General features: G+C 68.8%; 11 protein-coding genes and 4 pseudogenes. 6 read left to right on the forward strand and 9 right to left on the reverse strand.

The genetic code is table 11. The features are described 5' to 3' along the window. Nucleotides 1–307: 307 nt before the first annotated feature. The 9 genes and pseudogenes from QTQ03_RS26610 to QTQ03_RS26650 form a co-directional block, all read right to left on the reverse strand. Nucleotides 308–1708: a recombinase family protein gene (locus QTQ03_RS26610; protein WP_289277975.1), complete on the reverse strand. Its 1401-nt coding sequence runs from the start codon at nucleotides 1706–1708 to the stop codon at nucleotides 308–310. A gap of 27 nt (nucleotides 1709–1735) precedes the next feature. After that, nucleotides 1736–1987 (reverse strand): annotated as a pseudogene (locus tag QTQ03_RS26615) (magnesium chelatase domain-containing protein); the annotation flags it as partial. 172 nt (nucleotides 1988–2159) lie between these two features. Next, nucleotides 2160–3575, reverse strand: a complete 1416-nt coding sequence (locus QTQ03_RS26620) for an IS1380 family transposase (RefSeq protein WP_289277416.1) — start codon at nucleotides 3573–3575, stop codon at nucleotides 2160–2162. A 119-nt stretch (nucleotides 3576–3694) separates the two neighbouring features. Continuing rightward, nucleotides 3695–4048, reverse strand: coding sequence for a YraN family protein (locus QTQ03_RS26625; RefSeq protein WP_289280422.1), 354 nt, complete (start codon nucleotides 4046–4048; stop codon nucleotides 3695–3697). 234 nt (nucleotides 4049–4282) lie between these two features. After that, a pseudogene (locus QTQ03_RS26630) lies at nucleotides 4283–4699 on the reverse strand (transposase); the annotation flags it as partial. A 26-nt stretch (nucleotides 4700–4725) separates the two neighbouring features. Then, nucleotides 4726–5397, reverse strand: a pseudogene (locus tag QTQ03_RS26635) (ATP-binding protein); the annotation flags it as partial. Nucleotides 5398–5441: 44 nt separating this feature from the next. Next, a pseudogene (locus tag QTQ03_RS26640) lies at nucleotides 5442–6035 on the reverse strand (right-handed parallel beta-helix repeat-containing protein); the annotation flags it as partial. 30 nt (nucleotides 6036–6065) lie between these two features. After that, nucleotides 6066–7271, reverse strand: coding sequence for an IS256 family transposase (locus QTQ03_RS26645; RefSeq protein ID WP_289280611.1), 1206 nt, complete (start codon nucleotides 7269–7271; stop codon nucleotides 6066–6068). A gap of 108 nt (nucleotides 7272–7379) precedes the next feature. Then, the gene (locus QTQ03_RS26650; protein WP_289281005.1) at nucleotides 7380–7694 is read right to left on the reverse strand and encodes a recombinase family protein; all 315 of its coding nucleotides are present in this window, start codon (nucleotides 7692–7694) and stop codon (nucleotides 7380–7382) included. Nucleotides 7695–8213: 519 nt separating this feature from the next. Between QTQ03_RS26650 and QTQ03_RS26655 the strand changes: the two genes are divergently transcribed. The 6 genes from QTQ03_RS26655 to QTQ03_RS26680 all read left to right on the forward strand — a co-directional run bounded on the left by QTQ03_RS26655 (nucleotide 8214) and on the right by QTQ03_RS26680 (nucleotide 14660). After that, nucleotides 8214–8357, forward strand: coding sequence for a hypothetical protein (locus QTQ03_RS26655; RefSeq protein ID WP_289280423.1), 144 nt, complete (start codon nucleotides 8214–8216; stop codon nucleotides 8355–8357). 254 nt (nucleotides 8358–8611) lie between these two features. Further along, nucleotides 8612–10564 carry a multicopper oxidase family protein gene (locus tag QTQ03_RS26660; protein ID WP_289280424.1) on the forward strand — a complete coding sequence of 651 codons (1953 nt, stop codon included), beginning with the start codon at nucleotides 8612–8614 and terminating at the stop codon, nucleotides 10562–10564. A 569-nt stretch (nucleotides 10565–11133) separates the two neighbouring features. Further along, nucleotides 11134–12120: a Gfo/Idh/MocA family protein gene (locus QTQ03_RS26665; protein ID WP_289280425.1), complete on the forward strand. Its 987-nt coding sequence runs from the start codon at nucleotides 11134–11136 to the stop codon at nucleotides 12118–12120. Next, on the forward strand, nucleotides 12117–13073 hold the full coding sequence (locus QTQ03_RS26670; RefSeq protein ID WP_289280426.1) for a Gfo/Idh/MocA family protein: 957 nt from the start codon (nucleotides 12117–12119) through the stop codon (nucleotides 13071–13073). The genes QTQ03_RS26665 and QTQ03_RS26670 overlap by 4 nt, the downstream gene beginning before the upstream one ends. 135 nt (nucleotides 13074–13208) lie before the next feature. Further along, nucleotides 13209–13424 carry a DUF5988 family protein gene (locus QTQ03_RS26675; protein WP_289280427.1) on the forward strand — a complete coding sequence of 72 codons (216 nt, stop codon included), beginning with the start codon at nucleotides 13209–13211 and terminating at the stop codon, nucleotides 13422–13424. 42 nt (nucleotides 13425–13466) lie between these two features. Further along, nucleotides 13467–14660, forward strand: coding sequence for a cytochrome P450 (locus QTQ03_RS26680; RefSeq protein ID WP_289280428.1), 1194 nt, complete (start codon nucleotides 13467–13469; stop codon nucleotides 14658–14660).

Genomic DNA, 14660 nt, shown 5'->3' on the forward strand with positions numbered 1-14660 from the left:
CGGAGACCGGAGTGGTCTCAGTTGCGGTCTCATTCGGGGCCGTACGCGGGGGTTCACCGGAGCATCGACAGTGTTCCGGCCGCAGCTCACGTACGGTGTCGACCCATCCTGTACTGGTGAGCGCAGACCTCGAAAGCGTGTGACTCCCGTGCCAGAAGATGCCCGACAGGACGTCAGGGGGCATCGGGGAGACGCCGGAGACTCGCGGTAGATGCCCGGGTCCCGGAGCAGACCATGAGCGTGCCAGATCAGGCGGCGGCGCCGTGCTGCAAACGGGGCTATCTCGCCGCAAAGTAGCCACACATGATCACTTCGGGATGATCTGTACCGTTCTCGGATCAAAGTACGACTGGCCGGACTTCCAGCCCTTCGGCCTGCCCCTGCCGGCCCGTTTGATTCTGATCGTCATCAACGCATCGACGATCGCACGGCGGCGGTCGAGATCCTTGACGTCCAGATACGCCCTGGCCGGGTTATCAGCGAGAAGAATCGCGACGAGCGCACCATCGGCACCAGACGCCACCGAGGCCGCATCCAGCTCCGCGATGCGCTCATCGAGTCGCCTCGCGTCGCGGCGTACCTCGTCCTCCGTCAACACACCTTCGGTGAGCAGGGTGGACAGGCTCCGGCGCCGCTTGCGTAGCGCGTGCAGCTCGTCATTCACCTTCCCCCCGTCCGCCTTCGAGCGGACGAGTAGGTCGGCGGCATCCTTTCTCGACAGCCGCTCGACCACCACGGCGTCGACGTACTCGTCGAGCTCGGCGGCGTTGCGCACGACGTGCCGGCCCTTGCGGCAGGTGTAGGAGGGTTTCAGTCTCGAGCCGCCGACCTGGGTACACAGCACCGGGGCGCCGCAGACATCACACAGCGCAATCCCGGACAGCAACCAGCGTCGAGCCGATGACCATTGGGTGCGGCGTCCGGGGTCTTCGAGGATCGCCACGCATGCCCGCCAACGGTCCTCATCGACGATTGCCGGCCACGATGCCGGGCCGATGACCTGACCCCGATGCTCCATCAGGCCGGCGTTGCGTGGGCGGATCAGCACTTTCCGTACGGTGTCCTGCCGCCATGGCTTCCCGGTCGACGTGACGAGGCCGCCGCGGTTCCACTCGGCGGCCAGTCCGCGCAGGCTGCCTCCGGCGATCACGGCATCAGTGCCGGTGTCGATCACTGCGGCTTCGGACTCGCGGACCGTCATGCCGTCATCTTCGTAGCCGTACGGCCGCCGGCCGCCCTTCCACAGGCCAGCGGCGGCGGCCTGGTCCTTCTGCCGCTGGACGCGTTCGGCGATGTCTTCGGCTTCCCCGGCGTCGTTCGCGGCAAGGATCCGGGCGATCCGGCGGCCGGCGGACGTGTTGAGGTCGAAGCTGGGCGATCGCATGTATTCGAAGGTGATGCCGTGCTGCTCGGCCAGCTCGATCAGGTCCTCGTTCTCTCGTGGCCGGCGGGTGATACGGCCGGATGTGTACGCGAGGATGACGTCGAAGCGACCGGCGCGAGCGTCGGCGAGCATGCGCCGGTAGTCGGGCCGTGGCTTGCGGGAGCGTGTGGAGGCGCCAAGGTCGTTGTCGCAATAGTCGGCGACCACAACCAGGTCGAGGCGGTCGGCGAGCGCGTCGAGGTCTTCGTCTTGGCGCTCCACGCCGAGGGCCAGGCCTTCACGGTCGCGTGAGATCCGCTTGTACTTCGCCGCGCGTTTCGACATGTGCTTAGTATGTCACAGCGGTACTTTCGCCAGGTCGAAGGAGGAGCCGTGTTTGGGTAGGGTGGCGGGGAGTAGGTTGATGGTGATCCGGCGGTTTGGCCAGGGTCGGCCGGAGTTGACGATGGCGGCGCGGACGCGGTCGCGGGCTTCGTGCAGGGTGGTGTCCGGCAGGCCGGTGATGGCCACGGTGGGTAGGCCGGGTGCGAGGTTCGCCTCGACCTGGACCACGTGCCCGGTGACTCCGACCAGGCCGACGCAGAACACTCGGGCGTAGCTCACCGGTGTGTTCCCATGTCAGACCCGGATCCACGGATAGCGGAGGCGTGATCGCTACGCATCGGTGATAGGCGATGGGTGGTGTGGTGTTTCGGTGGGTGGGCATGCCGGTTTCCCGGGTGGCGCCGGGTTCGCTGGTCTCCGTGGGCTGGGACATGGCCGATGGGCCGAGTGGTCAGGTCCAGATGGGTAGCCGGCGGAGCCGGGCCAGGACCTGAGCCAGTAACTGTTGCCTCGGGGGTAGCCGTAGGGTGACCTGCCGGGCGTGGCGGACCAGCCGGGCGGGCACGGTGATCAGCCGGTGGCGCAGGGTGCCGAGGTGGTTGCGGCCTCGTCCGTCGCCGTCGTCGAGGCCGGCCAGTTCCTGCAGCCAGGCGGACAGGTTGACGGCCAGCAGCGCCCCCCACATCCACACCGTGTTGGCCGCCCGGCTGCCGGAGGGCAGGTGCCGCAGCGCGGCGCCGTGCTTGGCATCCCGGATGCGATCTTCGATGTCGGTGCGCATCCGGTGCCAGGCCTCCACCGCGACCGTCTTCGCCGGGGTGGACACATCCAGGTTGGTGGCGATGAACGAGTACGCGTACACGTGCCCGACCAGGCCGTCCAGGGCGAGCGTGAGTTGAGCTTTGGGGATGGTGCGCCGGCGGCGGGCGCGTGGGTCGGCCGAGATATCGGTAGCGTGGACCTTGACCCGCCGCACCACGGTCATGGTGGCGGGTGGCCAGCCGGCCGGTGCGTAGTCGCACACGGCGACCTGGGCGCCTTTCATCCGTTCGGCTTTGCGCCATGCATCGTCGGGGATCGCGGCCGCGGCTCGCCAGACCGCGGGGTTGCGGGTCACTCCGAGGGAAAAGTCGCAGCCGGCCTCCACCGCGGCCTGCGCGATGTCCTTGGCGAAGTAGCCCACATCGCCGCGGACCTTCGGCCGGGCGGTGACCCCGGCCGCGTTGAGGGTGGCCACGCTGCGTTCGATCAGCGAGCCCGCTCCCGGGCGGGGGTCTTCATCACCGGCGAGGAGGTCCGCGGCGGTCACCACCCCGGCCTCCGCCCACGTGGCCACGTGCGGGCGCCCGGCCCGGGCGCCCTTGTAGCTGTAGGCGATCCCTTCCTTCTTGGCCCCGTACACCTCGACGTCGGTGCCGTCCAGGTCGATGGTGGCCCCACCGGTGCGCAGCACCGCCCGCCGGGCGGCCGGCAGCAAACCGACAACCCGGCAGGCGATCTCCCCGATGCCTTCCTCGATACCAGCCACCTGCGCCGGACCGAACCGAGACGCCAACTCCACCGCGGTGCTCGCCGCCGGCGTGGGCACCGCGGACAACGCCTCACCCGCCGTATCGGCGCGGCGGCGATCCAGACCCACCCAAAACTGCGCGCCGCACATCTGCGCCTGCGCCACCGCGACCAGGAACTCTCCGCCGGACAATCCTCGATCCCGCTGCTTGATTCGGCCCACGGCGTCGTCCAGCGCGGCGGTCACGCCCAGCCGGCCGACCAACTCGGCCACCGCCACCACACCCGAGACCGGCGTCAGCGACGCGTCCGGTGCGCCAACACGGACACGACCTGCCAAACCAGGTATCTTCTTCACCGAACGGGTGTCCTTCCCACAGCGGCGGATTGGTGTCTCGACAACCCCAATCGTCCCTGCTGGCAAGGCATCCGTTCATCTATGCCACGCGGTGGCATATCCCTATCCGCGGATCCGGGTCAGAACGCTGCCTTGAGGTGTTCGATCCGGTGTGGGCCGGTGAGGTGGATCGCGACCACGTCGAATCGGACCTCGGTGGCGGTGGTGCCGGTTTCGGTCAGCCAGCGGGCGGCGAGGTGGCGTAGCCGGCGGGCCTTGGCGGGCACCACCGCCTCGGTGGGGGTGCCGTAGTCGTTGGTGCGTCGGGTTTTCACCTCGCAGAAGACGAGGATCGGTCCGTCCCAGGCGATGATGTCGATTTCGCCTTCGGGGCAGCGCCAGTTGCGGGCCACGGGCTGGAGGCCGGCGGCGATCAGGTGTCGTACGGCGCGGCGTTCTCCGTACGCGCCGGTCGCCTGGTTCCGTCTGCTCATGCCCGCCACGGTGCCCGGGCCCGGGCACCCGGGGCAGCCCCGTCCCGCCGACCTGTGGACGACGAGGTCCCCTGTGGATGACAGGAGGATCATGCCCCGGGTGTGCTATGACGGACCAGGTCAATGCAGATCAATGGTTTCTGCTTGAGAGTGTGTGCTGGGTGCGGGCATGGTGAAGGCCCGGCGCGTGGGCCGGGTCCCTCCGCGGTGGTTGTCGGGCGTCGGGGTGATGGTTCAGTTGGCGGGGCGTGGTAGTGCGGCGAGGCGGCCGAACGCGGTGACCAGCGGGTTCGTCCAGGGCCAATCAGCGGCGATCGCGAGGCGGGTTCGGCGGGCGGTGCGGGTGAGGCGGACGGCGACGTGCAGCAGCCGGTAGCGCAGCTTCTTCGGCTCCGCGCGGGCCAGGTCGCTGTCGAGGAGCAGGTTCTGGGTCCAGGTGAGCAGGTCGATGCCGGTCAGAGCCAGCAGGAGCCAGGCCTGGTTGATCGCGAAGTGCCGGGAGGGGAACCGGCCGAATCCGGTGTTCTTGCCGCAGCGGATGCGGTCCTCAACCCGGGCGTGGGCGCGGTGGCGGGCTTCGAGGAACTGGATGCTGCCCTGGCCAGGTGGGGTGTCGGTGGCGATCAGCTGGTGGCGCCATCCTTCGAGGGCCTTCACGTCGGTGAGTAGGGCATGCTTGCCAGCCGGAGCACCCGGTCGAAGCCCCTGGCCGAGAGTGAGCCGCAGTCGAGCCGGGCTCGCAGCTCGCGCGTGTCCGGTGCGGGCAGGCGCCACGGCGGGCGGCGCAGGACCGGGCCGGGCAGCTCGGCGTTGATCCGCCAACCGATCCTCGACCAGCGGGTGGCCGCCGCCGCCCGCGCCGCCGCCACCCGGGCGGCCACATCTGCGGAGGATTCACCGGGACTGGCCAGCTCCGTCAGCTCGGCGGCGCGGACCGGCCGCACGGTCACCTGCGCGTCGATCCGGTCGAGCAGCGGGCCGGAGAGGCGCCCCAGGTAACGTCGGCGGGCCAGAGGCGTGCACTCGCAGGTGGCGTCCCCGGACGGTTTCGCGCAGGGGCACGGATTGGCGGCGAGGACGAGCTGCACCCGGGCCGGGTAGTCGGCGCCGCCGCGGGACCGTGCCAACCGGACCCGGCCGTGTTCGAGTGGCTGGCGCAGCGCGTCCAGGGCGCCCTTGGCGAATTCGGGTGCCTCGTCCAGGAAGTCTGATGCGCGCCCAGCCTGGCTGGTGTCGTTGCCGTCGTTCGTGGCGTTGATGTCGCCGGCCGTTGTCGTGGTGGCGGTCGTCGGGGTGCTGGGCCGATGACCGTCAGGGGATAGGTAGAGGGGTTCCGCCCTCGCCGCCAACCGGCGAAGGGGCGGAACCCTTCATGATACCCAGACGACGGGGATCAGCCAAAGCAGCCGGGGACGTTGACGCAGTTGTTGGGCCGATTCTCGATGACGATGGTGCCGGTGGCGGTGTTCAGGTTCACGGTGCCGCCCGCTTCGTTGAAGATGCCCCCGCCGTCGGTGACGGCAGTGTTCTTGACGATCTTGGTAGCATAGATGGTGAGCGTGCCGGTGGGTCCATTGGAAATTCCGCCGCCCGACCCAGTGGCTTGGTTGCCGGTGACCTTTGTGCGCAGCAACGTCATTGCGCCCAGGTTGCGTATGCCACCACCGTCGACCCCGACGTTGTTCTTGATGACGCTGTCCTCGACAAGCATGGCACCGCCTTGCAGGAATATCGCACCGAAGCCTTGACCGCCTGTAGCGGTGTTGTTGGCTATCGTGACCCGCGACACGGTGAGCTGCGTTGGCGCACCGGCAATGGCAGCACCGCCTTGACCCGTTACCGCGTTCCTTTCGATGCGCGTATCGGCGATCCTGCCGAACCCGCCGCCGAAAATGAAGACACCGCCGCCGTCCGCGGCAGCATGATCAACGATCTCACTTCGGGTAACGCTGAAACTACCGCTGACCGTGATGCCGGGGAGTGTCAAGTTAACGGCTGATCTTGGTTGTTGAGGTGGTCAGTTGTTGGCCGGGGTGAGCCGGCCTTCGAAGGCGATCTGGAAGGCGTTCAGTGGTGCTTTCCAGCGCATGGTCCAGCGTCGGCGGCCGGCTCCGGTCGGGTCGAGGCTCATCAAGGCCATGTAGACGCACTTGAGTGCGGCCTGCTCGTTCGGGAAGTGGCCACGAGCTCGCACGGCCCTGCGGATACGGGCGTTGACGGACTCGATCGCGTTCGTGGAGCAGATGACCTTGCGGATCTCCACGTCGAAGGCGAGGAACGGCACGAACTCCGCCCACGCGTTCTCCCACAGCTTCACGATCGCCGGATACTTACGGCCCCACGCCTCGGCGAACTCGAGGAACCGCTCGGTGGCGGCGTCCTCGGTCGCCGCGGTGTAGACCGGCCGCAGCGCTTTGGCGATCTTGTCCCAGTCCTGCCGGGCGGCGTAGCGGAACGAGTTGCGCAGCAGGTGCACCACACACGTCTGCACGATCGTGCGCGGCCACACCGTCTCCACCGTCTCCGGCAGTCCCTTGAGCCCGTCACAGACCAGCATCAGCACGTCGGCCACGCCGCGGTTCTTCAACTCGGTGAGCACGTGCAGCCAGTACTTGGCGCCCTCGCCGCCGTCACCGGCCCAGATACCGAGGATGTCGCGGTGGCCGTCGACGGTGACCGCCATCGCGAGGTAGATCGGCCGGTTCGCGACCTGACCGTCCCTGATCTTGACGTTGATGGCGTCGATGAACACGACCGGGTAGACCCGGTCCAGGGGCCGGTTCTGCCACTCGGCCATGCCGTCCATGACCTTGTCGGTGATCGTGGAGATGGTCTGCTTCGACACCTCAGCGCCGTAGACCTCAGCCAGGTGCGCGGCGATCTCGCCGTGGGTCAGGCCCTTGGCCGACAGCGACAGGACCATGTCGTCGACGCCGGTCAGACGCCGCTGCCGCTTACGCACGATCTGCGGCTCGAACGTCCCGGCGGCGTCGCGTGGGACCCGCACCTCGACCGGCCCGACGTCGGTGAGCACCGTCTTGGTCCGGCTGCCGTTACGGGTGTTCCCGCTACCCCGACCCGCCGGGTCGTGCTTGTCGTAGCCGACGTGGTCGGTGATCTCCCCATCCAACGCCGACTCGAGGACCCGCTTCGTCAGCTGCTGCAGCAGCCCACCCTCGCCGGTCAGCTTCAACCCGTCACCACGAGCCCGATCGACCAGCATCGCGATCAACTGCTCATCCGTGACCGCACCCACCGGCTCCACGGCCGGCTGTCCCACGGTGGTCTCGGTCGTCATCTGGCGTCTCTCCCTTGATCGGTCGATCAGCCGTTATTTGTACAGTCCCTTGACCCGGGGACGCGGCTTCCGGTTGGTCGCGCGGTCGCTGAGTTGGGTCTGAAGCGCGCGCCATGTCTCATCCGTCAGGATCGGTTCAGCCCGCCGCACGCGCCGCCCCGCGTCGTCCACGATCGGCGATCCGTCCGCCGTGACGAGGTATCCCCGCAGCGTGTCAGAGCGAAGGAGGTTCGACAGGTTACCGACGCGCCAGAGTGTTCCGCGGGGCTCCTTGCCGGCCCGGATGCGCTGGACGTCGAGGGATGTCGGCACCCTGCGCTTGTTCGTGTCCGCCACGATTGCATTGATCGACTCGTCCGCGACAACGGGAACCCGGCAGCGTCGGTGAGCAGGCCGACGGTGATCTGCCGTTCACCGTCGAGTGGGACGCGCGGACGGTCGGCTGCCTCCAGGAACAGGCCAGCACCTCGTGGGCGCCCGCCCTCCAGGGTGGCAGAAGCCCTGACCCGACTCTACAGCGGACATACCCGGCTAGCCCAAACCAGCTCAACAGTTGTGTTCAGCCCGAATCATTCAAAGAAAGGAATGTCGATTCCGATGTGATTCGCGCCAGGCGATTAGTGTCGGAACCGAGATGCCGTGCCGCCGTGCACTATCAGTGGAGGGGGTGCGCGGCCGGCCGTTTCGCGGCTACGGTTTCGACCGGGCCGTAGACCGACCACCCCCATGCGGATCGCATGGTCCCGACGCGAAGGGAAAGCTTCATGACCACCACTGGCGAGAACCGACCGAAACGGTCGATATGTTCTCACCAGAAGTCGTCGCTGAAACCGGTCTGCTGGCTCCCGTCCCGCTACCGCGAATACCATGTACAAACAGATTTCGGACACCAAGGCGACCGTGCTGGCCGGCTCCGACGTAATGCAGATGATCCCCTGGGGCAAGCACACCGCCAGCTGGCCGATCTCGACGTCCTCCCTCGAGGACGCCTTGTCCACGTCGGCGGGATGACGACGTGGTCGCGGCTCTGCCCCGGGCCCCAGCCGACCGGCATCTCACGATGGCGACTCTCCACTCCGCACGGTCACGCGCACATCGCCGTGCAGCCGGTGATCCTCGCGGGACCGGTTCGTCCGGGTCGTGTGACCGGCAGGTGCTGGCCCGGAAACCGGCGCGATGTTCCGGTGGGAAATCGGTGACGGTCACGGTCAATCATTGCGACCCAACGGGTGTACACCCCTGAGATAACGTAGGAGAAAGTTCCGATGGATGACGTCGTCGACCGTCGCACCTTCCTCGCCTCCGCGGTGCTGGGTTCCGCGGGCGTCGTGGCGGGTGTGAACGTGCTCCCTCCGAGTGCCCCGAGGGCGGCAGCCTCGGCGGTGACCGGCAGCGGGCAACCGATACAGTCCGCGCCGCCGAACTTCGGTCTCACCAAGTTCCTCGACCCGTTGCGGATTCCGCCGACGATCCGGTCATATTCGCGGCGGAACCGGGACGAGCTGACGATCACGATGACGAACGCGCGGACCCGGCTGCACTCCCAGCTGCCCGAGACGGTGTTGTGGACCTACGAGGGTCGGTTCCCCGGCCCGACCATCGAGGTGCGCAGCGGCAGGCGACTGCGGGTGGCGTGGACCAACGAGCTCCGGGGCACGGTACCGCTCGTGGCGGTGCGGGTGCCGTTCGCGAAGCCGACCCCGGCGAACCTGCCCGGCTACCGCAACCCGGACGGCAGCCTGCCCGCCGGGGTGGAGCTGATCGACGGTGTCGCCGACCTGCCGCCGTGGACCGTCGTGCACCTGCACGGCGCGCTGGCGAACGGCGGCAGCGACGGCTGGGCGCACAACGGCATATCGCCGGGGTACGCGCAGCTCACCGAGTACCCGAATCGCCAGCCAGCCACCGCCCTCTGGTACCACGACCACGCGATGGCCGTGACGCGCTTCAACGTCCACGCCGGACTGGTCGGCATGTACCTGGTCCGCGACAGGGAAGAGGGCCGCCTGCGACTGCCAGCCGGCGACCACGAAATCCCACTGATCCTCACCGACCGCAACCTCGACACCGACCCGGCGACCGGCGCGCTCACCGGCCAGCTGCTGTTCAAGTTCCAGTATCTGCCCGCGACCGGCACGTCGGCTCCCGTCACCGGCCCGTTCACCCTCGTCAACGGCGTCATCTGGCCGCACCTCGACGTCGAGGCGCGCTGGTACCGCTTTCGGGTGCTCAACGCGGCGAACGGTCGGTTCTTCCGCCTCGACCTGGTCGACGAGGCGGGCATCGTGCACAACGACGCGGTCCGGATCGTCGGCACGGACGCCGGCCTGCTGCCCGCCCCGGCGGCGGTGCCGGCGGGCGGGCTGACCATCACCCCGGCCGAGCGCGTCGACCTACTGATCGACTTCGGTCGGTTCACGGGGCAGCGCCTGCGCCTGGTCAACACCGGTGCCTCGATCGAGCCGGACATCATGGAGCTCCGCGTCGAGAGTCGCGGCCGCAACGACGCGTTCACGCCGCCGGCTCGCCTGTCCCCATCGTACGTTCGGCTCGAAAACGGGGTGACCGTGCCGGAGGACCACGACGAGGTGTTCGTGGCGACGACCGTGCCCGGTGCGGCCGGCCGACCGCACCCGGAGATGTGGGAGCTGAAGGAGATCACCGATCCCGCCGAGCTTCCGACGCACTTCCCGGAGGAGGGGGTCATCCAGCTCACCGACCCGGTCACCGGGCAGGTGCGAACGTTCCGGAAGGTCGCGCGCCTGTTCGACGACACGACGACGATCTTCATCGACCGGGGTCGGTGGGCGGTGTGGAACCTGATCCAGCTCGGCGGGCCCCCGCACCCGATGCACATCCACATGGCACGGTTCCAGCTGCTGACCCGGTGGCGGTTCAGCGACCTGACGGCTTTCGACATCGCGGTCGGCGGCACCACCAGACCGCTGCCCGCACCGGGCGATGGCCCGCCGATCGAGAAACACGAGGAGGGCTGGAAGGAGACCTTCCAGCTGTGGTCGGGTGAGTGGATCAGGGTTGCCGGTCAGTTCGAGGGTGCTACCGGCCAGTTCATGTACCACTGCCACATCCTTGACCACGAGGACGAGGGCATGATGCGACCCTTCGTCGTGCACCCGCCCGAGGTCGCCCGGTTCCACATGCACTCGGGTAGCTCGGGTCACCACTCGGGGGGCTCGGGCCACAACGGGCACTCGTAGCCAACCGACGGCGGACCGGCCCCGCCTCGGCGATCGACCCGCGGCACCCGGGCGGGGTCGACCCCGCCCGCCTCGAGCGCGGCGGATGCCCGATCAAGGCGGGAAACGGGTTCGGTCAGCGTGAGCACCACGACGCGTCGTCCTCACGCTGGTCGGACACCCGGGCCTGCCGGCCACCGACCGGCAGGCCCGCGACAGGGTTGTGGTCCGCTGGTTCCACCATCGGGGCGTCCAGCCCCAGTCCGCCCCGTCGATGATCATGCTGGTGGCTCTTCTCCGGTGACCATCAGAACTCGACACCGAGCTGGTCATCGACGAGTCGCGGGCCCCTCGCGTTCGGGCCGACTCCCGCCCCGAACCCTCGCTCAGCTGCGCAGAGTCAGGGGCGTCCCGGTCGCGGCGAATCTTGTCGCCCGCACGATTACCACAGCTCAGTGGACTCGTCGCCGGTGAACTACCCACGTTGGTTATGGCCCCTGGCAAGCGGGGTGGGCGAGTCTGATCAGGCACAGAACATCCGCACCCGTGAGTTCCGTGGGCCCGGATGTGGAAGAAGGGCTGGAAAAGCCATGCGACAGCTTGAGGTAGCGCTGATCGGCGCGGGATTGATTGCACGCTTCCACCTACAGGGATGGATCGACGCCGGAGCCGCCGTCCGGATTCATTCCGACGACGGCCGGGCCGCCGAGTTGGCACACGAGTTCGGTGCCCGGGCCGCCGGCTCCCTCGCCGAGGCGCTGGATGGTGTGGATGCCGTGGACATCTGCACCCCGACCGGCACCCACCGTGAGATCGCCCTGGCCGCCATCGGCAAGGGCGTGGATGTGGTGTGCGAGAAGCCCCTGGCGGCCACCGTCGCGGAGGCCGAGGAGATCGTCGAAGCGTCGGAGCGGGCCGGTGTGCGGCTCTACCCGGCCCACGACGTGCGGTTCGCACCGGCATTCGCTCGGCTCCACGATCTGGTGGCGTCCGGCCGCGTGGGCGAGGGCGCGGTCGCTCGGTTCTGTTTCTCCGCCTACCACCCGCGACCCTGGACCGGGCACGCGTCCGCGCAGTCCGGCGGGATCCTGACCGACCAGATGCTGCACGGTGTCGATCTCGCGTACTGGATCTTCGGGGAGGTCGTTCGGGTGTACGCCTGCTACCAGGGTGAGATCGCCACACCGGCGCCGGCGGGGGCCGTGGCGACCGGCACCGCCGTGCTCACCCACACCAACGGTGCGATCAGTCAGGTCGTGAGCCGGTGGACGGCCACGCCGCAACCGCCCGTCCGGGTGGCCTTCCACGTCTCGGGTACCGGCGGGACGGTGAGCCACGACTCGCGGTGGCCCCAGCAGGTGCGGGTCGCCGACGGTGCGGCCGGCGACGTCGGCTACGGCGGGACGTCGGTGTTCGCCACCGAGATGCGCGAGTTCGCCGATGCCTTCGCGGGAGGGCCCGAGCCGCGCCTGGGGGCCCGCGACGCACTGGCCGCGGTCCGCCTCACGCAGGCCGCCGCGGAGTCCGCGTGGACGGGCCGTGCCGTGGAACTGCCGGTGAAGGGAGCCGCCGCATGAGAGTCGCCGTCCTGTCCCTGGCGCACGAACACGCCAGCACCTACGCCCGGGTGTTGCACGAGATGCCCGACGTCGAGCTGCTCATCGCCGACCCCGACGGTTCGCCGGACGGCCACGCTCTCGGCCAACGCGTCGCCGGGCAACTCGGTGTTTCCTATGCGAACGACTGGGACGAGGTGTTCGAGTGGCTACCCAACGCCGTGGTGATCACCAGTGAGGTCGGCCGGCACCGGGAGCTGGTCGAGCGGATGGCCGAGGCGGAGACGTTCGTGCTCTGTGCCCAACCGTTGGCACCCACCGAACTCGACGTCAAGGCCATGGTGGACGCCTGCGACATGGCGGGGGTCCGGCTCACGGTCGCGTCCCCGGCCTGCCACAGCGAGGCGTTCGCCGCGGTGCGCCGAGGGATCGCCGACGGCGTCGTCGGCACGCTGACCACCATCCACGGCTCCTACCACACCCCCCCGGTCGGCGGGGACGGCGGAGTGCTCGCCGTCAACGCCGCGTACCTGCTCGACCTGGTGGACATGGTGCTCGACGGGGACCCGGCGACCCGGGTGTACGCCCAGACGAACACCGTGCTCAGCGGACGGACAGGTGCCGAGAGCGCGGCCGTGCTCACCGTCTCGTACCGCGGTGGCATCGTCGCCTCGTTCGACTGCGGCTGGAGCCGGTCGGCGGGTGGACCAGCCCTGACCTTCGTCGGCGACCGGGCGAGCGTGGAGTACGACGCCGCGCCGCGGCTCCTCGGCGGATTCGACGCCGCCGCCGGCGGTGAGCGGTGGGAACCGGGCGGCGAGGACCTGTACCCGCTGATGCTCAGAGATTTCCTCGGCACGATCGAGACCGGTACGGGAGTCGGCCCGGACGGCCAGGCCGGGCTGCGCACGCAGCGGATCATCGAGGCCGCCCACACGTCTTTGCGGACCGGCCAGCCGGTCGACATCGGATGACGCCGCCGGCCCCTGGCCGGGGGCGACGAACGAGCGGACGGAACGCAACTCCCGGATGCGGAGCCAGATGTGCCGGGGCGGTCATCTCGCGCCCAGGTTCCGGGCGGAACGACCCGGCGAGAGTTGGAGGCCGTGATGAGTGTCACGCAGGTGAAGGTCATTCTCAGTGGTGGACCGGCCGATTTGTCGACGATGCAGCTCAGTGTCCCGGAGGTGGCGCTGGGACAGACCCTCAAGGTTCGGCACGGGACCGGCTACGAGCACTTTCTCCACGACGGTGAATACCGGACGGAGAACGGATACCAGGCCGCGGTGTTCCGCTGGACCGGCCGCACGAAGATCGCCGAATAGCAGCCGCTCATCCGCACACCATCACCGAGTGAGAAGGACGCCATGACCGACGCCATTTCCTTCGAGGTGCCGTGGGCGCGAACCGACAAGTTCGATCCGCCCGCGGTATTCGACACGTTGCGCGAACAGCGCCCGCTCGCGCGGATGCGCTACCCGGACGGGCATGTCGGCTGGATCGTCTCCAGCTACGAGCTGGTGCGTGAGGTGCTCAGCGACCCGCGGTTCAGCCACAGCTGCGCGGTCGGTCACTTCCCGGTGACGCACCAGGGACAGGTGATCCCGACCCACCCCCAGATCCCCGGGATGTTCATCCACATGGACCCGCCCGAGCACACCCGTTACCGCCGCCTGCTGACCGGTGAGTTCACCGTCCGCCGCACAAGCCGGTTGACGGGGCACGCCGAGGCCGTGGCCGCCGAGCAGATCGAGGTCATGCGTGCGCACGGGGCTCCGGCTGATCTGGTCGCAACCTTCGCCCAGCCGCTCGTCCTGAGGGTGTTGTCCGGGCTGGTCGGCCTGCCGTACGACGAGCGTGACCGCTACCTGCACGCGGTGACCCTCCTACACGACGCGGAGGCGGACCCGGCGGAGGCCGCCGCCGCCTACGAGAAGGCGGGGGCGTTCTTCGACGAGGTCATCGAGAGGCGCCGCGGGCAGCCCGCCGACGACCTCATCAGCACCCTGGTCGGCAACGGCGAGCTGACCGGCGAAGAGCTGCGCAACATCGTCACACTGCTGCTGTTCGCGGGCTACGAAACCACGGAGAGCGCGCTGGCCGTCGGCATGTTCGCGCTGCTGCACCACGCGGACCAACTGGCGAGGCTCCGCGCGGACCCGGCGAAACTCGACGCCGCGATCGAGGAACTCCTGCGCTACCTGACGGTCAACCAGTACCACACGTACCGCACCGCCTCGGAAGACGTCGAGCTGCACGGCGAGGTGGTCAAGAAGGGGGACAGCGTCACGGTGTCGTTGCCGGCGGCGAACCGCGACCCGGTCAGGTTCGAGTGCCCCGCGACGTTGGACATCGATCGCGAGACCTCGGGGCACGTGGCGTTCGGCTTCGGCATCCACCAGTGCCTCGGCCAGAACCTGGCGCGCGTCGAGCTGCGTGCCGGCCTGTCGGCACTCCTGCGGGCGTTCCCCGACCTGCGGCTGGCCGTCCCGGCCGACGAGGTGCCGCTGCGTCTGCAGGGATCCGTCTTCGCGGTGGAGAAGCTGCCCGTCTGTTGGTGA

The organism is Micromonospora sp. WMMA1363 (genome assembly GCF_030345795.1).
Taxonomy (GTDB): Bacteria; Actinomycetota; Actinomycetes; order Mycobacteriales; family Micromonosporaceae; genus Micromonospora.